Origin of the sequence: Pandoraea eparura (genome assembly GCF_902459725.1) — a bacterium.
GTDB lineage: Bacteria > Pseudomonadota > Gammaproteobacteria > Burkholderiales > Burkholderiaceae > Pandoraea > Pandoraea eparura.
The window spans coordinates 15,601-34,473 of sequence record NZ_CABPSH010000016.1 but is presented as its reverse complement, the minus strand read 5'-3'; the positions used below and the strand labels follow the sequence as shown (position 1 = coordinate 34,473).

The following is an 18,873-nucleotide window of genomic DNA, read 5'->3' as shown; positions in this document are numbered from 1 at the left end:
TGAATGGCTCTGCGGCAGCTCGGATGAGTCGCTCCACGATCAGGACAAGGATGCGCGCGTACCGCTGCCATAACTCACCGACAGCAGTCCTGCTGGACCGCACCGAACCGGTGCGCGGCAAGCCATTCCAGCAAACTCCGAAGTTCCTGTCCAGCAAACTGGTTTGTAGTCCCAGCAAATCCCGGCTTCCTACAGCTGCATCAAGCCGACGCCTAAGCAAAAAGCCACGCCCGTGAGGGACGCGGCCTTTTTGCAGTCGTGCGAAATGTTAAGGAAATCGATCTGACAAACCTACAGCAACGCACCAGCCCAGATCGCTTCACATATTTGTGAAAAACATCAACTTTTCTGAGATCCTACACCCATCAAACATCAATATTCCCAGCCCGCAACGCATTCGACTCAATAAACGCGCGACGCGGTTCAACATCATCACCCATCAACGTCGTGAAGATCCCATCCGCGGCGATCGCGTCTTCGATCTGCACGCGCAGCAGGCGGCGGACGGTCGGGTCCATCGTGGTGTCCCACAGTTGTTCCGCGTTCATCTCGCCCAGCCCCTTGTAGCGCTGCTTCGAGACGTTGCGCTCCGCATCCGCCATCAGCCACTTCATCGCCGCCTTGAAGTTCGACACCGACTGTGACTTCTCGCCACGTCGAATCGTCGCCCCTTCACCGATCAAGCCCTTGAACGTCTCCGCCGTCTTCTGCAACTGCGCATAGTCCGCCGATTGCAGGAAGTCCTGGTCGATCACGCTCAGCTTCACGTTGCCGTGATGACGACGCTCCACACGCAGTGCCGCCACCGGCTCCGCATTCTCGACGTCTTCCATCACCGCCGTAATCGTGATCTCCGGCGCCAACGGATCGTCGCTCAGCGCCGCCTGCAACGCCGCAGCCGTGCGCTTCGCCGCTTCCTCGCTGTCCAGCTGGATCTCCACGCCCTCGGTCACCGCCGTCAGCACCGACGCCTCGTAAATCCGGCTCAGACGCTCGATCACGCCATCGGCCAACTGGTAGCTGCGCGTCAACTCGCCCAGCGCATCACCGGCAATCGGCGCGGCTCCCGTCGACGGCGTCAGCTCGGCATTGTTCATCGCCAACTTCAGCATGTACTGCGCCAGCTCGCCTTCGTCCTTGATGTAACGCTCGTCCTTGTTGTGCTTGACCTTGTACAGCGGCGGCTGCGCGATATACACGTAACCACGCTCGATCAGCTCCGGCACCTGGCGGTAGAAGAACGTCAGCAACAGCGTGCGGATGTGCGCGCCGTCCACGTCAGCATCGGTCATGATGATGATGCGGTGATAACGCAGCTTGTCGATGTTGTAGTCGTCCTTGCCGATGCCGCAACCCAACGCGGTAATCAGCGTCACAATCTGCTCGCTCGAAATCAGCTTGTCGAAACGCGCCTTCTCAACGTTCAGCACCTTGCCGCGCAACGGCAAAATCGCCTGGAATTTGCGGTCGCGCCCCTGCTTCGCCGATCCGCCTGCCGAGTCGCCCTCGACCACGTAGATCTCGCACAGCGCCGGATCCTTCTCCTGGCAGTCCGCCAGCTTGCCCGGCAGACCCACGCCGTCAAGCACGCCCTTGCGACGCGTCATCTCGCGCGCCTTGCGCGCCGCATCGCGCGCACGCGCCGCTTCCACGATCTTCGAGCAAATGATCTTCGCGTCGTTCGGCGTCTCTTGCAGGAACTCTTCAAGCGCCTTTGCCACGTACTCTTCCACCGGCGCACGCACTTCCGACGACACCAGCTTGTCCTTCGTCTGCGACGAGAACTTCGGCTCCGGCACCTTCACCGACAACACGCACGTCAAACCCTCGCGCATGTCGTCGCCAGTCGTCTCGACCTTGGCCTTCTTCGCCAGCTCGTTCTCGTCGATGTACTTGTTGATGACGCGCGTCATCGCCGCACGCAAACCCGTCAGGTGGGAGCCGCCATCACGCTGCGGAATGTTGTTCGTGAAGCACAGCACCGTCTCGTTGTAGCTGTCGTTCCACTGCATGGCGACTTCCACGCCAATACCATCGCGCTCGCCCATCACGTGGAAAACCGTCGGGTGCAGCACCGACTTCGACTTGTTGATGTACTCGACAAAGCCCTTCACGCCACCGCCAAACGCGAAATCGTCTTCCTTGCCCGTGCGCAGATCCGTCAAACGAATACGCACACCATTGTTCAGGAAGGACAGCTCGCGCATACGCTTGGCGAGAATGTCGTAGTGAAATTCGACGTTGCCGAAGATCGTTTCGTCCGCGAGGAAGTGCACCTCCGTGCCACGCTTGTCAGTGTCGCCCAGCAACTTCAGCGGCGACGTCTCCACACCGTCGACCACCTCGATCTCGCGGTTCTGCGGCACACCCCGGTGGAACTCCATGAAGTGCTTCTTGCCGTCGCGACGCACGGTGAGCTTCAGGTACGTGGACAAGGCGTTCACGCACGACACGCCCACACCGTGCAAACCACCCGATACCTTGTAGCTGTTCTGGTCGAACTTGCCACCCGCGTGCAGTTCCGTCATCACGATTTCCGCCGCGCTGCGCTTCGGCTCGTGCTTGTCGTCAAACTTGATCCCCGTGGGAATGCCGCGACCGTTGTCCGTCACGGAAATCGAATTGTCCGCATGGATGATCACGTGAATGTCATCGCAGTAACCGGCAAGCGCCTCGTCGATCGAGTTGTCCAACACCTCGAATACCAGGTGATGCAGGCCCGTGCCGTCCGACGTGTCGCCAATGTACATGCCGGGACGCTTGCGTACAGCCTCCAGACCTTCAAGGATCTGGATGGAGGCTGCACCATAGCCGCTATCGGCCTGCTTTTGCTGTTCGCTCATGACAATCTTCCGGTTACTGCGTCATTAACTGACGAATTACTGCTTCATGACCTGCCCCCTGCGCGCGCCATTGGCGCCGCGAAGGCGGCTTATCCCGCAAAAGGATAATTCTCTAGAAACGCCAAAGGGGCGCTCGGCCCCTTCGCGCAAGTGACGGCGCGTATCGCGGAATCCCCGCTCAAATACGCATCGGCATCACGACATACTTGAATTCGTCGTTGTCCGGCAAGGTGATCAACGCGCTCGAATTGGCGTCGCCCAGACTCACCTTCACCTGTTCGACCTTGAGGTTCGACAACACGTCGAGCAGGTACGTCACGTTAAAACCGATATCCACCGACTCGCCCGTGAAATCGATCTCGATTTCTTCCTGCGCTTCTTCGTTTTCCGTGTTGTTCGCGCTGATCTTCAACAGGTTGTCGCTGACCAGGAAACGCACACCCTTGAACTTGTCCGACGTGACGATCGCCGCACGCTGCAACGAACGATGCAACTCTTCACGACTGATGACGAAGCTCTTGTTATACCCCTTCGGGATCACACGATTGAAGTCGGGGAACTTGCCCTCGACCAGCTTCGAAACCAATTCGACGTTCGCGAAGCAGAACTTGACCTGGCTCGGCGCCACGTCGATCTTCACCGGATCGTCAATGTCCTCGAGCAGACGCTGCAACTCGAGAATCGTCTTGCGCGGGATGATGACTTCCTGACGCGCAAACTTTTCGCCCGCAATCGTCGTGTTGCAGTACGCCAGACGGTGACCGTCCGTCGCGACCGCTTCGATCTTCTCACCCTCGACCACGAGCAGCATGCCGTTCAGGTAGTAACGGATGTCCTGCTGCGCCATCGCAAAGTGCACCATGCCCAACAATTGGCGGAACGCACGCTGCGGCAGCGAAAAGCTCGCGGCGTAGTCCTTGGCCTCGGCCACCGTCGGGAAGTCTTCCGCCGCCAGCGTCTGCAACTGGAAACGGCTCTTGCCCGCCTGCACCGTCAGACGCTTGTCCGACAGCGACAGCGCCACTTCGGCGTCAGGCATGTTGCGCAGAATGTCGAGCAACTTGCGCGCCGCCACGGTCGTCGCCACATCCTCGGCGCCGGCACCGCAGTCGGCGGTGGTCGTGATCTGCAACTCAAGGTCGGTCGACAGGAAGGAAATGTCCTGTCCGTGCTTGCGAATGAGCAAATTGGCCAGGATCGGCAACGTGTGGCGACGCTCGACGATGCCACTCACAATTTGCAGCGGCCGCAGCAGATTGTCTCGTTGAGTTTTGACCAATTGCATATTTATCCTTCGTAGTAACTGTTAACGGGTGCCAGTTTCTGCTGAAAACCCGACGATTCCCTTATCGATCAAGTGCTTGCGGAAGGGATAACAGGGCGGAAAACGCTGTGGACGAACCGGGGACGCTTTGTGCGCCGACCCGCTATTGTGCCCGAAAACGCCAGTTCCCCCCAAACCGCCCACCGCTTATCCACAGGGATGCCGGCTACCCCGCCCGCCGCCCCGCGCATCCGCCCGGCTTTACCCCTTGAGCGTCTGCTCCAGCACGTGCAACTCATGATTGAGCTGCGCATCCTTGCTGCGCTCTTCCGCAATCTTGCGTACCGCGTGCAGCACCGTCGTATGGTCGCGTCCGCCAAACAGTTCGCCGATTTCCGGCAGACTTTTCTGTGTCAGCTCCTTCGCCAGATACATCGCGATCTGTCGCGGTCGCGCAATATTGGCCGGACGCTTTTTCGAATACATGTCCGCGACCTTGATATTGTAAAAATCGGCCACGGTCTTTTGAATGTTTTCGACAGAAATCTGACGATTCTGAACCGTCAGCAGATCTTTCAGCGCTTCCTTCGTCAGTTCAATGGTGATCTCGCGACCATGGAACTTCGAATAGGCGAGAATCTTGCGCAGCGCGCCTTCGAGCTCACGCACGTTCGAGCGCAGATGCTTACCCACGAAGAACGCCACGTCCTCCGACAGCCCCACGCCCTCGGCCTGCGCCTTCTTGATGAGAATGGCCACACGCATTTCCAGCTCGGGCGGCTCAATGGCCACCGTCAACCCGGAATCGAAGCGCGAAATCAGCCGGTCGTCGATGCCGGTGATCTCCTTCGGATACGTGTCGCTCGTGATGATCACCTGCGCACGGTTCGCGATGAGCGCCTCGAAGGCGTAGAAGAATTCTTCCTGCGTCCGGCTCTTGCCGGAGAAGAACTGAATATCGTCGATCAGCAGCAGGTCGAGCGAGTGGTAATAACGCTTGAATTCGTCGAATGCCTTGCGCTGGTATGCCTTGACCACATCGGACACGTACTGCTCCGCGTGGATGTACCGGATGCGCGGATTCTGCTTCTCGGCCAGCAACTGGTTCCCGATGGCGTGGATCAAGTGGGTCTTACCCAGGCCGACGCCGCCATACAGGAACAGCGGGTTGTACGACGTGCCAGGATTGTTCGCGACCTGAATCGCCGCGGCGCGCGCGAGCTGGTTCGACTTACCCGTCACGAAATTGTCGAAGGTCAGCACGGGGTTGAGCTTCGAGCGCTCGTAGATCGACTCGACTTCGCCCAATTGCACCGGCTCTTGCGGCGTCACCCGCCAATTGCGACGCACCGCGTCGGCTTCGCTGGCTTCCAGATCGGGACGTTCGCCGTCGAGCGATGTCGCGTCGGCACCATGCGCGCCGTTGGCGGCAGGCGGTGTTGCAGCGGCCGGCGCATTCCCCCGAGCAACGCCAGCGGCCGCCGGAGCCGCGCTCGGCGCAGGCGCCGGGGCGGGGGTGGACGACGGCACGCGCGTACCGGCCTTCGGATCTAGCACGAACGTCACTTCGATCGGCGCATTCCAGAAGTCCGCTGCCATGCTCTGGATTCGCCCGGAGAACTGGCTCTTCACCCAATCGAGCTTGAAGCGATTGGGCGCGCCGATCTTGAGCGTGCGCGCCTGTTCATCGAAGTCGAGCGGCGCCAGCGGTTTGATCCAGGTGCGGAATTGCTGGGGCGTCAGCTCTTGTTCGAGACGTGTCGCGCAGTGTTGCCAGAAGTCGTTCATGCAGGGTGTATCCAGGTGGCGCGAGGCTCGCCCAACTCGTACGGCCGACGCTCATGCCGCCCACTCTCCGATACCTCGAAGATGGGGACAGAACGTCGCGAACCAAGCCGGCGAGCCCGCTCCCGAGCAACGCTCGGACGGGCACAACCGGCCGGGGTCGAGTCAGACCGGCGGCGCATTGCAGGCGCCCGGCAACCCACGAACCATGGCGCTGCGTTCGGGTTTTGCCTCGCGCCTTCGGCCGGTTTCGGCGCGCGCAGACGACAAAACCCGGCGCGCTGTCCACATGGCGGCGTCACCGGTACTCTGCTGGGAAAAAAAATGATGGGGGATTTTACCGCCAAAGCGTTGGCAAAGCGAGTTATCCACAGGAATGCCCACAGCACCGGCATCTCCGGGCGGGCGGGCCGCGTTAACCCGCCTGACTTCGCACGAACGCTGCGCAAATGCCTGGCAATCGCGACGATTTGCCGCGACCGTCCGAATATCTTCCTCGTCAGGCGTTTCTCCATCGGCAGAAATCAGCACTTCCGGCGATTTCCGCCATCGCCCACCGCCGGAAGGCCGCTGGCTGGCGGATCCGCGCCGACGCCGACGCCGCCCACGCGCCGACGTCGGCGCGGGTAATGGCTAACCTATTGACACACAACGGAAAAGCCGATTAAATAGCGGGTTCGTTAGAAAGATAACCGGATTCCTATCCAACTCCCGACGGCTGGGCCGCGCGTGAAAGTCCTTGAATTTGCAGGTTTTCACGGTGTCCATGTGGCGTTTCACGATGCTGCTGCGCGGGAATTTTTTCACACAGTGAGTGCATCATGAAACGTACTTTTCAGCCTTCCGTGACGCGCCGCAAGCGCACCCATGGCTTCCTGGTTCGCATGAAGACCCGTGGCGGCCGCAAGGTCATCGCCGCTCGTCGCGCCAAGGGCCGCAAGCGCCTGGCCGTCTAATCGCGGTTCTCGGTCGTACCGCGGTTTGCGCGTCAAATCCGCAAGGCGCGAAGTCCCGGCAATGGGGTTTCCCAAAGCTGCGCGACTTCTCAAAACGGATGAGTTTTCATCCGTTTTTAGTTTGCGTCCGTTGCGGCGCAGCGCGCATTTCGTCTTGTACATGCGCTGGCGCGAAACCGCGCCGGACGCCCCTGTCGATACCGATGCCACGCCTCATGAGGGCCGCATCGGCATTGTCGTCGGTAAGAAGCACGCGCCCCGCGCGGTCACGCGCAACCTGATCAAGCGTCAGGCGCGCGAGATGTTCCGTCAGCGCCGTGCCGCGCTGGCCGGCTGGGACTTCGTGCTCCGACTGACGCGTCGCTTCGACAAGGGCACGTACACGGCGGCGGCCGCGCCAGTGTTGAACACACTGTGCCAGGCGGAATTCGCGCAGCTCTTCGACGCGGCAGAAAAGGCCGCCCGCAAGCGCCGCACGGCCGACGCCAAGACGGAAGGTAGTGAGTCCTACACGGTAGCGCCCGACCCCGGGCATGCGCCGCCCACCCGGCCACCTCGGCCGGACTGACAGGCGGAATCGAGATGCGAAGCGTGCTGTTGTTGCTCCTGCGCGGTTACAAGCTGGTGATCAGTCCCTGGCTGGGGGACCGTTGCCGCTTCTATCCGAGCTGCTCCGACTACGCGCGCGAGGCCATCGTCGAACACGGTGCCGGTTACGGCACTTATCTCGCGGCCCGGCGTCTATGTCGCTGTCATCCGTTTCACCCCGGCGGTGTCGATCCCGTACCGCCGGCTCGACACGTCTGTCACGCTCCCGATAACACCGACCAAAGCGCCGCCGATACGGCCGCCGGAAGCGGCACGTCGCGAGCCAGGCAGACGGTCTCGTCCGGGCCTGCGGCCGCATCGGCAGTCACGCGCCGCGCGCCGGGCCATTCCTGAGTTTCGTCCACCACGAGTTACCGCATGGACATCAAACGCACCGTACTCTGGGTTATTTTCGCGCTGTCTGTCGTGATGCTTTTCGACAACTGGCAACGCGCCAATGGCCATTCGTCGCTGTTCTTCCCGACGCCCGAGGTCTCCACCCCGGCAGCCAAGGGCGGAAGTCCGACGCCGGCCAACGACCTGCCGCAAGGTGCCAACGCGGCCGCCGCGGGTAGCGCTCCGGGCAACGCCCCTGGAACCACGCCGGCCGCCGCGGCTGCACAGCAGGTTCACATCACGACCGACGTCTACGACGCCAGCATCAGCACCCAGGGCGGCACCGTGTCGTTCCTGGCGCTCAAGCAATGGCCCGACGCCACGGAAGCCGACAAGCACGTGGTGCTGTTCGACAACACGCCGAGCCAGCAGTACTACGCTCGCTCGGGTCTGATCGGCGGCGACTTCCCGAACCACAACGACATCTTCACGCAGGTGCCGGGCCCGACCACGATGACGGGCGACACGCTGACCGTGAAGTTCGAATCGCCGGTCAAGGGCGGCCTGCAGTTGGTGCGTGCTTACACGTTCCATCGCGGCAGCTACGTAATCGACGTGTCGAACACGATCGTCAACAAGTCCGACGCTGCCATCCAGCCCACGCTTTACATGGAACTGGTGCGCGACGGCCGTGAGATCAGCGGCGCGAAGTTCTCGCACACGTTCACGGGCCCGACGGTCTACAGCAGCGACGAGAAGTTCCAGAAGATCACGTTCAGCGACATCGACAAGGACAAGGCGAAGTACGTCAAGCAGTCGAGCGATGGCTGGATCGGCATGGTGCAGCATTACTTCGCCACGGCCTGGATTCCGAAGGAAGGCGCCAAGCGCGACAACTACATCGGCAAGCTCGACAACGGCCTGTATCGTGTCGGCGTGAAGGAAGCGCTCGCAAGCATTCCGGCCGGTGGCAGCGAGACGGTCGATGCGCGTTTGTTCGCCGGTCCGCAGGAAGAACACATGCTCGAGCAGATTGCGCCGGGCCTGGAGCTGACGAAGGACTACGGTTACTTCACGATCCTCGCCAAGCCGCTGTTCTGGCTGCTCTCGAAGCTGCATGCGCTGATCGGCAACTGGGGTTGGGCGATCATTGCCGTGACCGTGATCATCAAGCTGGTGTTCTTCCCGTTGTCGGCCGCGAGCTACAAGTCGATGGCGCGCATGAAGGAGATCACGCCGCGGATGCAGGCACTGCGCGAGCGATACAAGAGCGATCCGCAGAAGATGAACGCGGCGCTCATGGAGCTGTACAAGACCGAGAAGGTCAATCCGTTCGGCGGCTGTATTCCGATCGTGATCCAGATTCCGGTGTTCATTTCCTTGTACTGGGTGCTGCTCTCGTCGGTGGAAATGCGCGGTGCGCCGTGGTTGGGCTGGATTCATGACCTCTCGACGCAGGATCCGTATTACATCCTGCCGGTGCTGATGGCCGTGTCGATGTTCATCCAGACGCGTTTGAACCCGACGCCGCCGGACCCGATGCAGGCCAAGATGATGATGTTCATGCCGCTCATCTTCTCGTTCATGTTCCTCTTCCTGCCCTCGGGCCTGGTGCTGTACTACGTGGTCAACAACTCGTTGTCGATTGCGCAGCAATGGTCGATCAACCGAATGCTCGGCGCCAAGAAGGAAAAGAAGGCGGCCTGACGTTTTCCGGTCTGACCGTCTGAATGACACAGCCGCCCGCGAGTCTCTCGCGGGCGGTTTTGTTTGGTGCATGTCAAAATAAGCCTCTGCTTTTTCAAAGAACCGTGTCATGAGCGCCACCGTCTCCGCCGTCCCGATCGCCGCCATTGCCACCGCCCCCGGACGCGGCGGCATCGGCGTGGTGCGGGTGTCCTTCGGCAAGCATCGCGGCGACGCCGTGCAGCGCGTGATCGCGCGTCTGGTCGGGCAGCCGCTCAAGCCCCGTCATGCGTCGTATCTGCCGTTTCTCGATGCCAGCGGCGAAGCGCTCGATCGCGGCATCGCGCTGTACTTCCCCGGCCCGAATTCATACACGGGCGAGGACGTGCTGGAGTTGCAGGGCCATGGCGGACCGATCGTGCTGCAATTGCTGTTGCAGCGGTGTCTCGACGAAGGGGCGGAACTGGGTGTGCGCCTGGCGACGCCTGGAGAATTTACGCATCGCGCGTTTCTGAACGACAAGCTCGATCTTGCGCAAGCGGAGGCCGTGGCCGATCTGATCGAAGCGAGCACCGAGGCGGCGGCGCGCTCGGCAAGCCGGTCGCTCGACGGGGCGTTCTCGCGTGAAATTCATTCGCTGGTGGATCTGGTGATTCATCTGCGCATGCTGGTCGAGGCGACGCTCGACTTCCCGGAAGAGGAGATCGATTTTCTGGAGGCGGCGGACGCCTTCGGTCAACTCGAGCGGATTCGCTCGCAACTGGCGCGGGTGCTGTCGCAAGCGAGGCAGGGGGCGTTGCTGCGCGAGGGGATCAATGTGGTGTTGGCGGGGCAGCCGAACGTGGGCAAGTCGTCGTTGCTCAACGCGCTGGCCGGCGCGGAGCTGGCCATCGTCACGCCGATTGCCGGAACCACGCGAGACAAGGTGCAGCAGACGATTCAGATCGACGGCATTCCGCTGCACATCATCGACACGGCGGGCTTGCGCGAAACGGAGGATGAAGTGGAGCGCATCGGCATTGCGCGTAGCTGGAACGAGATTGCGAAGGCGGACGCGGTGCTGCATCTGCTCGATACGCGCACCGGTATGACACCGGAAGACGAGGTCATCGCGAAGCAGTTGCCGAAGCATGTGCCGATCGTGCGTGTGTACAACAAGACGGATCTGGCGGGTGAGCCGGCGACGGTGTTGCCGAAAGAGGGCGCGGCGCCGCTCGGCGTGCGGTTATCGGCGAAGGGAGGGCAGGGGATCGATCTGCTGCGCGCGGAGCTGCTCAAGATTGCCGGTTGGCAGGCGGGCAACGAAGGGGTGTTTCTGGCCCGTGAACGACATCTCTCGGCACTGCGCGCGGCGCGCGACCATATCGAGATGGCGGACGCACATGCTCGCCGCAATGCGAGCGCGCTCGATCTCTTCGCCGAGGAATTGCGCCTCGCGCAGGAGCAGCTCAGCACGATCACCGGCGAGTTCACATCGGACGATCTGCTCGGGGTGATTTTCAGCCGGTTTTGTATTGGGAAATAAGGTCACGTCTCGAGTAATCTCAAAACGTCTCCCCCCTCGCCGAACATCCTATAAACAGAAGCTTTAACGTCTCAAAGAGACTTGAGACGTCTCCAGAGCCCCCAACGTTTTTAGTACACAGCGTAGTGACCTGACTGGTTTTTTTCGTACCACAGGCGCCGGAAAATGTCGCTCCATACCTTCTCGGATGAGATGTATTTATTTTTTATTTCGCATCACTAATAATTTTTTAATTCTGCGACAGCATTTTTCTGGCGGCACTAAAAGTCAGGCGCCGCCATCTTCCTTACGAATTGCTCTGCGGATAGGCCTTGGTCGGAAATTCATCTGCCACGGAGAGTGACCCGTTATCGTTGGGAACCTTGTAGAAGAACGCAGCGACCACAGAGAGGACCCCGACCCCAACCAAAAGATAGAAAGCTGAGAAGAACGCCCCGCCGGATGCGGTAATCAGTGCGCCCATTGTCGCCGGGAAAATCGAGTTGGCCATCTGCCCACCGAAATTCATCAAGCCCGACGTGCTACCGATCAGGTGCTCCGGAACACGACGCAGCGGTGCGGCAAATACCGTCGCATACACGAGGTTGAAGGACAGCGAAAAGAGCGTCCAAAAGGTGATGAGGAGCCACACTTGGGTGGTCGTAATCATCATCACGAGGAACAGCGTGCTGAGCGCAGAGCCGAAAACCAAACACCCCTTCTCAAAACGTTTTCCCAACTTGTCGAGCGAGAAGCCAACTAGGTTCGCGCCAATGAAGGCGAGCAAGTTCGGAATGACAAGCGCGAGACCCGCCCCTTTGATGCTGATGTGATAGTTCGTCATCAGATAGGCAGGCATCCATGACTGCACACCAACATGCAAAGCGCTCGTGAAGAACCATACTGAGGTCAGCTTCCAGGCGAGCGGCGAACGAAGAACCAACCGCCAAATGATGCGCGGACGGTCGGCATTCGCTTGTCGTTGAGCACTCATGCCGCCTCGCAGGCTCAACCAAAGCACGAACGCCACGACGATACCGACAATGGCGAGAATATCGAATCCCCCCCGCCAACCCAGTTTGTTGACGGACGAAGCAATAATGGCGGAGCCAACAGCGCTGCCGAGGAACGTCGTCGAAACGAGGAACGATTTGGCCCGTGCGCGTTGCTTCTTCGGGAAGACTTCAGCGATGGTCACCGAGCTTGCCGGAGAGAAGCTTCCCTCGCCGATGCCGAACAGGAATCGAATAACCAGCAGCGACGCAAACGACCAGGCGAGACTCGTCGCGCCCGTGAAGATAGACCACATCGCCACACAAGCCACCGCGACGATCCGTGATCCAAGCCGATCTGAGAGCCACCCGCCTGCCAGTTGCATGATGGCGTAGCTGAAATAGAATGCACTGAGCAACATCCCGGCCTCTCGAGCCGTGAGTGCAAACTCATGCGATATAGGGACTAGCGCAACGCTCATGAGAATGCGGTCCGCATACCCGACAGCCCACGCGAGGAACAAGCTCACGATGACGGCGGTCTTCTGCGACCGGCTAAATCCTTCTCTCATTTGTCTTCTCCGGTGTTCCAACAACTTATCTGCGGCGCAACGTCGCACCGTCCTCCGGCACAATATGAATCTGACGTATATCGACGTCTAATGAAAATAAATTGGGCGATATAGACGTTGGTTATGCCAAACCGTCACAGTTGCGACAGAATCAATACATAACCGTAAGTTATGCCGGCAGCTATTTTTTCATTTGCCGCAATTTTCCCGCCGGCCCAAACTCGATGAATGCTGGCGCCTGAGCGCCTACCGAATGGACGTGGCAGCAACCGCTCGCCGCATGTGAGATGGGAGTTCAGAGATGCGCGTGTTTTGTGCCGGAATCGGAACGGAGACTAATACGTTCTCCCCATTGCCTACAGGCCTCGATGCTTTCCGTGCTGGCGGCTACTATCCTGCCGGCCAGCACCCGCGTGAAATGTCTCGCTACGGTGCACCACTGATCCTTGCGCGCGAGCGAGCAAAGGAGGAAGGTTGGACTGTTCTCGAAGGTACATTTGCCGGCGCCCAGCCGGGTGGAATGGCAACCCGAGCCGCATACGAAGCGCTTCGGGATCAAGTTCTGTCCGACCTGCGCGCCTCGTTGCCCGTTGATGTTGTGCTTCTCGGTCTTCACGGCGCCATGGTTGCAGACGGCTACGACGACTGCGAGGGAGACCTTCTGACTCGCATCCGCGAAATCGCTGGACCGAAGGCTGTCATCGGTGCTGAGCTCGACCCGCATGCGCACCTCAGCGAAGCGATGGTGGAAAGCGCAACATTGCTGATTGCGTACAAGGAATACCCTCACACGGACATTAAGGAGCGTGCCTTTGAGCTCGTGGACCTTTGTGCGCGAACGTTTGCTGGCGAATTTCGCCCTGTGCCCGCTGTCGTGGACACTGGCATGATTATTCCTATTCACACTTCCCGTGATCCGGGACGCGCGTTCGTCGATAAGCTCTCCGCCCTTGAGGGCCGCAACAATATCCTGTCTATCTCGGCCATCCAGGGGTTCGCCACTGGGGATGTCCCTGCCATGGGCACCAAGGTGCTCGTCTATTCGGATGGTGATGAAAATAGCGCCCAGGCTTTGGCCCGAAGCCTCGCCAAGGAACTGATATCGTTGCGAGACAAGTTTCGGGTCAACTACTTGTCGGTCGATGAGGCGCTTGACAGCGCCCTCACGCCAGGCGCCGGCCCAGCGATTTTCGCTGATCGATCGGACAACCCCGGTAGCGGCGCGGCGGGGGACTCCACGTTCATTCTGCGACGGCTCATTGAAAGAAAAATCAGCGATGTCGCGCTTGGACCGCTCTGGGATCCCATCGCCGTGCAAATTGCATTTGAAGCAGGCGTCGGAGCGCGACTCCCGTTACGGGTAGGCGGCAAGATCAGCCCGCTGTCGGGCGACCCAGTCGATGCGGTTTGGACAGTGAAGGCCTTGCAGAGAAATCACGTGCAAACTGGCCAGGCGGGAGAACCGCTCCCGGTCGGTGACGCAGCACTGATAGAAGCAGACGGTATCGAATGCGTCCTGATTTCGAACCGCACTCAGGCCATCAACGTCGACCTCTTCGCTCAGCTCGGTTGTGATCTCGCTGATAAGCGAATTGTTGTAGTTAAATCGGCTCAGCACTTTTACGCGTCGTTTTCGAAACTTTCGACGCGCATACTGTACGTTGGGGCTCCAGGATCAGCGACTCCTAGGCACGAGACCCTAACGTACTGCAAGGCGGTGATGCCGAAGTGGCCCATCTCGCACAGTTGACCGGCCGTTCTGGACGGCCGCGCGGTGTCGAGCTGCTGATAACGGCAATCGCGTGAGTCGCTCTTCTGCCGCATCCACATCTGAGTTAGACTGAGCCGAGACGGGGCCGTCTATCGGCCGCGTCTACAGACGTTCTCGTTGCCAAACACAGCCGAAGTAGTTTCAGTTCATTACCCACCTTCTGGCATGCGGCTCCGTCATATTGAAGTTTTCCACGCGGTCATGCAGGCTGGCTCGCTATCGAGCGCTGCCGAGCTGCTAAATATTTCGCAACCGGCTGCGAGCAAGATGCTCGCTCAGGCGGAGCAGAGTCTCGGAATCGCCCTTTTTAAGCGACTACCGGGAGGCCTCAAGCCGACACCGGAAGCAGAACTCCTATTCCAAGAGACAAAGCAGCTTCATTCGAGTTTGGAGCGCGTTCGGCAGTTGTCCCGCAACTTGGCCGCCCATCCTGGGGGACTGCTCCGGATTGGCTGCATCCCGAGTTTGGGTCTGAGTCTCATTCCCCAAGTTGTGGCGTCCTTCGTTAAACAATGCCCTGACGTTTCAATCAACATCCGGACCGAGAATAATGAAGTGCTCTCGGCATTGCTCTTAGCGCGAGAAATTGATATCGGCATCGCGTTCGAACCGAAGGCGCCTGCCGGCATTTTCGTAAAGGAGCTGGGGCGAGCACGAGCGGTCTATTTCGGGCCAGACATCCCGCCTATTGGCCGATCGAAGGTCCATTTAAATGAGCTCGATCTTGCGCGCTGGATTCGTCTCGATACGGCAGACCCACTTGGCTCTCGCGTCGAGGATGCCCTGAATGCCGACGGCGATATTGAGCGTAATGCGTCAGTGGAAGTAAAGACGTATTACTTGGCACGCGCGCTCGTCGAAAGCGACGTGGGATTTGCGATCATTGACGAATACACCGCGCAATCCAGTGGAGCGAAAAGTCAACTTACCTTGATCGAGCCACCACTTTCGGTCGGCGTCTGCATCATGACGCCGGCTAGTGACGCCGGCACTCAGGCGCTGAAGGTGCTCGTTAATTTGCTCTCCCGACGATTGAGCATAGCCTCGCAGGAGTAGCGGGTACTTCTCACGCCCCTCGTCTAGAGTCGGTTGCACACTGGCGTGAAGCGGCGCTTGCCTTATCCGCACAGCAAAGGCTTGCACCGCGTGCCAACAAACAGGGGCAGTCAGTTCGCCGCGTCCAACGGATATCGCCTCCCAACATTTCTGTCCTTGAGCGCATATGGCTCAAGATCGAGAGCAGGCTTTCTACCTGAAATCGCGTCCACAACTAATTGGGCACTCGCCGGCGCAAGGGTGAACCCCAACGAACCTTGCCCAGTGTTCAACCACAGGTTGGTGAATCCCGTCGAGCCAAGTATTGGCTTGCTGTCAGGGGTCGTGGGGCGAGCTCCTGTCCAAATTTGCGTTGCACTGTAATCACCCGCTTCGGGCATGGTCGCCTGTGCTTGGGACTGCAACAATCTGATGCGCGCGGCATCTTCCCGCGATCCCGCTGGTGTCATGTCGACCATGCCGGCAATTCGAACGCAATCTCCCAGCTTGGCATAAACGATCTTGTGGTGCAGATCCGTCACGCTGATGTGCGGTGTGGCATGTTGTTTCCCGGTGGGAACGGTCAGGCTGTATCCCTTCAGCGGATACATAGGCAAGCGAATCCCCAACGGCTTCAGCAAACTCGGACTGGAATTTCCCAACGCGACGACATACGCGTCGGCGACCACATCCCCTCGCGAGGTTGTCGCAGCGACGATCTGTTCCCCCTCACGTCGGAGTCCCTTTAGCTCGACGCCGTACAGAAACTGAACACCGAACTTCTGTGCAGCAACTCGGGCAAGCCCCTGCGTAAACTGGTAGCAGTCCCCCGTCTCCTCTGAGGCGGTGAAGATACCGCCGACAAGACTGCTTCGCACAGCATGCAAAGCTGGCTCAGTGTCAACGCACGCTGCTGCATCGAGGGCGATTTGCTGCGTACCAAACTGCGCTTGAAAGTCCATCAAACGCTTGGCACCCGCAAACGCCTGCCGGTCTCGATACACCACAAGCTTTCCACTCCGAGAGAATGCGAAGTCGAGCGACTCTTCCCGCATAAGATTCTGCATGACCGCTTTGCTGTACGCGCCGAGTCTAAGCAGCTCTACGGTGGTCTGCTGGCTGCGGCTTGCCGTGCAATTACGCAGAAACTCAATGCACCACGCCCATTGCGCGGGATCCAAGCTCGGCTTGAAGCGCAATGGCGCTTGCTTGCTCAGAAGCCAGCCCGGAAGGTGCGAAATGACAGAAGGTCCCGCCAGCGGTGCGACATAGCTGTAGCTAAGCTGTCCGCCATTGGCGTAGCTCGTCTCAGCCCCCGCCTCAGAGTGCTGTTCGATGACGGTAACGCTGTGCCCATCACAGGCCAAGAGGTAGGCGGTAGTAACTCCGACGACACCGCCGCCGAGCACGCACACATGCATTGTTTCTTTGTCCGAGAAGTATCCAGATATCGCCCTGGAGCATGACGCGAACCGTTGTCCACGGTACACCTTCAAGTATGTGAAAGCATGCCCGCGTCCGCAAATGAGAAAACAATGGGAGACATAACCGACAGTTAATTGGGTGCGACAGGTTAACCAGAGGTTATGTGCGGCAAAAAAAACCCATTAGACGGGGCGCGACGAACGGGAAACAATCGACACCTCTGAACCACTATAGGTCGAGGGTGCATTGGGCCCCGAAGATAACGACATGCAACTGATCACAGACGAACAGGTACGCCGAGCCCTTTCCGTACGCGAAAGCAGCGCAGTTGTGCGTCAGGCATTCATAGCAACGGCGCATGGCAAGGCCGTCACGCTACCGCGTAGCCGCACGTATCTCGATCACGTGACGCTTAGCGTCATGGGCGGAATCGTTCCCACGTCTAAAATGTGTGGTGTCAAGATTTATTCCACGATCGCCGGCAAGTTCGATTTCGTCGTCACACTTTTCGATGGTACCGATGGCCGCTACCTTGGTACAGTCCAAGGCAATGCCCTAACCGAGTTCCGAACTGCCGCGACAACGCGCGTGGCAGTCGAATCTCAAATGCCGCCTTCGTCTCATACGCTCACCATCTTCGGCGCCGGTGTCCAAGCCAAAGCTCACCTCGCCTCGTTGTTGGACCTTGCTGTTTTCCGCCGCGTTTTCGTCATCAGCAAAGGTGATGCCGCCGCCCTCGTTGCCGAACTCAGCGCAGCACATCCCGACGTACAGTTTTTGACATGTGATACGGACAAAGCCGTGTCTGAAGCAGACGTTATCGTCACCTGCACGCGAGCGTCGGAGCCGCTGTTCGACGGCCGACTGCTCAAAGCTAACGTGTTCGTTGCAGCGATTGGCTCAAGCAAACCGCAAACCCGCGAGATTGATGACGTAACTCTCGAACGGGCGAGTCGCATCATCGTGGAGCATCGCGAGCAAGCGCGCAAGGAAGCGGGAGACCTGCTGTTGGCCAAGCCCGGCATTGTCGATTGGGATCAGGTTCGGGAGCTCGGTGATGTCGTAGCAGAAGCTGACAGCATCGGCGGTGGCGTTCAAGGAATCACGGTCTACAAATCCGTCGGTATCGGCTTGGTGGATGTCGCGCTCTCTGCCCTCGTGTATCAGCGTGTCAATACCGCAAGCGCGAGCTAAATCAACGGCAACGGCTCGGGCGGATGTTGTTTCCACCCCATGCTCGAGCCTGGAGCCCGGCATCAAGCCTTCTAACCATCCTGTCCTTAGCAATAACGACCTGCACAGACGATGAAATTATGCGTTCCCGAAGCAGCCAGCGGGCTATTCGGATCGGTGCCGGTGCTGGATACTCAGGCGATCGAATCGAACCCGGCGTTGAACTCGCGGCACGTTTCTTGCTGAAGCGCCCTCCGCGAAGCCCCGGCTTCCTCGTCATTTCCAGAAAAAACGTAATGCTTTGAAACACTTCTCACAGGCGTCGTAATTGCTCCGTCGGGGCGACGGGCCTAGACTGGAAATCATCAACTCCCGGGCAGCGTTGCGTCTCGTCGGGTCACATTCCCCTCGTTGACGACACGCGTACGCGAGGCGGAATCCACCGCGTCCGGCGTTCGTATTTCGAGGTCAGTGTCGTGAAACGTCTTCCTGTTGTCCTCGGCTTTGGCGTCGTCGCCGTGGCCGCCGCCATGGCCAGCAGCAGCGCGCTCGCCTGGCATGGCGGTGGTGTTCGTGTCTGGGTCGGCCCCGGCTACTACCCCTACGGCTATCCCTACTATCCACCTGCGCCGTATTACGCCCCCCCCGTTGTCGTCGTGCCCAGCCAACCTCAGCAATACATCGAACAACCGCAACCCGGCGCCCAAGGCGATCAGCCCGGCGCCAACAGCGACACCTGGTACTACTGCGACAAGGCCGGGGCCTACTATCCCTACGTGAAAACGTGTCCTGCCGGATGGCGCGAAGTGCCCGCGCAACCGGCATCGAATTGATCGGGAGAGACGCACCATGTCATTCGAATCATCCGTCTCCCGAGCGCATCATCCGTCGGTTGCCGCGCCTCACTCGTCCCAGGCGGCGCCTGCCACGCCCGCCACCGCTC

At 59.6% G+C, this 18,873-nt stretch carries 15 protein-coding genes; 9 read left to right on the top strand and 6 right to left on the bottom strand.

Features of this window, described 5'->3' with window-relative positions; translation table 11 throughout:
• Nucleotides 1-365: 365 nt before the first annotated feature.
• The 4 genes from gyrB to PEP31012_RS21710 all read right to left on the bottom strand — a co-directional run bounded on the left by gyrB (nt 366) and on the right by PEP31012_RS21710 (nt 6,423).
• On the bottom strand, nt 366-2,843 hold the full coding sequence (gene gyrB / locus PEP31012_RS21725) for a DNA topoisomerase (ATP-hydrolyzing) subunit B (protein ID WP_150591343.1): 2,478 nt from the start codon (nt 2,841-2,843) through the stop codon (nt 366-368).
• A 178-nt stretch (nt 2,844-3,021) separates the two neighbouring features.
• Nucleotides 3,022-4,128, bottom strand: coding sequence for a DNA polymerase III subunit beta (dnaN, locus tag PEP31012_RS21720; RefSeq protein ID WP_150591342.1), 1,107 nt, complete (start codon nt 4,126-4,128; stop codon nt 3,022-3,024).
• A 240-nt stretch (nt 4,129-4,368) separates the two neighbouring features.
• Nucleotides 4,369-5,895, bottom strand: coding sequence for a chromosomal replication initiator protein DnaA (dnaA, locus tag PEP31012_RS21715; RefSeq protein ID WP_150591341.1), 1,527 nt, complete (start codon nt 5,893-5,895; stop codon nt 4,369-4,371).
• 162 nt (nt 5,896-6,057) lie between these two features.
• A complete protein-coding gene (locus tag PEP31012_RS21710) occupies nt 6,058-6,423 on the bottom strand; it encodes a hypothetical protein (RefSeq protein ID WP_150591340.1) in 366 nt (121 codons plus the stop codon).
• Between the two features lie 290 nt (nt 6,424-6,713).
• Between PEP31012_RS21710 and rpmH the strand changes: the two genes are divergently transcribed.
• From rpmH to mnmE, 5 genes are all read left to right on the top strand, one after another.
• Complete coding sequence (gene rpmH, locus PEP31012_RS21705) at nt 6,714-6,848, top strand: 50S ribosomal protein L34 (RefSeq protein ID WP_010806664.1); 135 nt, start codon at nt 6,714-6,716, stop codon at nt 6,846-6,848.
• 61 nt (nt 6,849-6,909) lie between these two features.
• A complete protein-coding gene (gene rnpA / locus PEP31012_RS21700; RefSeq protein WP_150591339.1) occupies nt 6,910-7,416 on the top strand; it encodes a ribonuclease P protein component in 507 nt (168 codons plus the stop codon).
• A gap of 14 nt (nt 7,417-7,430) precedes the next feature.
• Nucleotides 7,431-7,790 carry a membrane protein insertion efficiency factor YidD gene (gene yidD / locus PEP31012_RS21695; RefSeq protein ID WP_150591338.1) on the top strand — a complete coding sequence of 120 codons (360 nt, stop codon included), beginning with the start codon at nt 7,431-7,433 and terminating at the stop codon, nt 7,788-7,790.
• A gap of 24 nt (nt 7,791-7,814) precedes the next feature.
• Nucleotides 7,815-9,479 carry a membrane protein insertase YidC gene (gene yidC / locus PEP31012_RS21690; protein WP_150591337.1) on the top strand — a complete coding sequence of 555 codons (1,665 nt, stop codon included), beginning with the start codon at nt 7,815-7,817 and terminating at the stop codon, nt 9,477-9,479.
• A 109-nt stretch (nt 9,480-9,588) separates the two neighbouring features.
• Nucleotides 9,589-10,983, top strand: a complete 1,395-nt coding sequence (gene mnmE / locus PEP31012_RS21685; protein WP_150591336.1) for a tRNA uridine-5-carboxymethylaminomethyl(34) synthesis GTPase MnmE — start codon at nt 9,589-9,591, stop codon at nt 10,981-10,983.
• A gap of 286 nt (nt 10,984-11,269) precedes the next feature.
• Here the strand turns inward: mnmE and PEP31012_RS21680 are convergent, their stop codons facing one another.
• On the bottom strand, nt 11,270-12,526 hold the full coding sequence (locus PEP31012_RS21680; RefSeq protein WP_150591335.1) for an MFS transporter: 1,257 nt from the start codon (nt 12,524-12,526) through the stop codon (nt 11,270-11,272).
• Nucleotides 12,527-12,827: 301 nt separating this feature from the next.
• Between PEP31012_RS21680 and PEP31012_RS21675 the strand changes: the two genes are divergently transcribed.
• A complete protein-coding gene (locus tag PEP31012_RS21675) occupies nt 12,828-14,276 on the top strand; it encodes a M81 family metallopeptidase (RefSeq protein ID WP_150591334.1) in 1,449 nt (482 codons plus the stop codon).
• A 186-nt stretch (nt 14,277-14,462) separates the two neighbouring features.
• The gene (locus PEP31012_RS21670; RefSeq protein ID WP_150591333.1) at nt 14,463-15,353 is read left to right on the top strand and encodes a LysR family transcriptional regulator; all 891 of its coding nucleotides are present in this window, start codon (nt 14,463-14,465) and stop codon (nt 15,351-15,353) included.
• Between the two features lie 110 nt (nt 15,354-15,463).
• On the opposite strand, the gene PEP31012_RS21665 is transcribed toward PEP31012_RS21670, so the two are convergent.
• Entirely contained in the window at nt 15,464-16,753 is a 1,290-nt protein-coding gene (locus PEP31012_RS21665) for a D-amino acid dehydrogenase (RefSeq protein WP_150591332.1), read from the bottom strand.
• Between the two features lie 271 nt (nt 16,754-17,024).
• Between PEP31012_RS21665 and PEP31012_RS21660 the strand changes: the two genes are divergently transcribed.
• Together PEP31012_RS21660 and PEP31012_RS21650 are read left to right on the top strand one after the other, a co-directional pair.
• Nucleotides 17,025-17,951: an ornithine cyclodeaminase family protein gene (locus PEP31012_RS21660; RefSeq protein WP_150591331.1), complete on the top strand. Its 927-nt coding sequence runs from the start codon at nt 17,025-17,027 to the stop codon at nt 17,949-17,951.
• Nucleotides 17,952-18,406: 455 nt separating this feature from the next.
• The gene (locus PEP31012_RS21650; protein ID WP_150591330.1) at nt 18,407-18,763 is read left to right on the top strand and encodes a hypothetical protein; all 357 of its coding nucleotides are present in this window, start codon (nt 18,407-18,409) and stop codon (nt 18,761-18,763) included.
• Nucleotides 18,764-18,873 lie beyond the last annotated feature (110 nt).

What these genes read in the sequence shown, in the direction of transcription:
- gyrB (WP_150591343.1), bottom strand. Translation starts at nt 2,843, where the DNA reads ATGAGCGAACAGCAAAAGCAGGCCGATAGCGGCTATGGTGCAGCCTCC.
- dnaN (WP_150591342.1), bottom strand. Translation starts at nt 4,128, where the DNA reads ATGCAATTGGTCAAAACTCAACGAGACAATCTGCTGCGGCCGCTGCAA.
- dnaA (WP_150591341.1), bottom strand. Translation starts at nt 5,895, where the DNA reads ATGAACGACTTCTGGCAACACTGCGCGACACGTCTCGAACAAGAGCTG.
- rpmH (WP_010806664.1), top strand. Translation starts at nt 6,714, where the DNA reads ATGAAACGTACTTTTCAGCCTTCCGTGACGCGCCGCAAGCGCACCCAT.
- rnpA (WP_150591339.1), top strand. Translation starts at nt 6,910, where the DNA reads ATGGGGTTTCCCAAAGCTGCGCGACTTCTCAAAACGGATGAGTTTTCA.
- yidD (WP_150591338.1), top strand. Translation starts at nt 7,431, where the DNA reads ATGCGAAGCGTGCTGTTGTTGCTCCTGCGCGGTTACAAGCTGGTGATC.
- yidC (WP_150591337.1), top strand. Translation starts at nt 7,815, where the DNA reads ATGGACATCAAACGCACCGTACTCTGGGTTATTTTCGCGCTGTCTGTC.
- mnmE (WP_150591336.1), top strand. Translation starts at nt 9,589, where the DNA reads ATGAGCGCCACCGTCTCCGCCGTCCCGATCGCCGCCATTGCCACCGCC.
- PEP31012_RS21680 (WP_150591335.1), bottom strand. Translation starts at nt 12,526, where the DNA reads ATGAGAGAAGGATTTAGCCGGTCGCAGAAGACCGCCGTCATCGTGAGC.
- PEP31012_RS21675 (WP_150591334.1), top strand. Translation starts at nt 12,828, where the DNA reads ATGCGCGTGTTTTGTGCCGGAATCGGAACGGAGACTAATACGTTCTCC.
- PEP31012_RS21670 (WP_150591333.1), top strand. Translation starts at nt 14,463, where the DNA reads ATGCGGCTCCGTCATATTGAAGTTTTCCACGCGGTCATGCAGGCTGGC.
- PEP31012_RS21665 (WP_150591332.1), bottom strand. Translation starts at nt 16,753, where the DNA reads ATGCATGTGTGCGTGCTCGGCGGCGGTGTCGTCGGAGTTACTACCGCC.
- PEP31012_RS21660 (WP_150591331.1), top strand. Translation starts at nt 17,025, where the DNA reads ATGCAACTGATCACAGACGAACAGGTACGCCGAGCCCTTTCCGTACGC.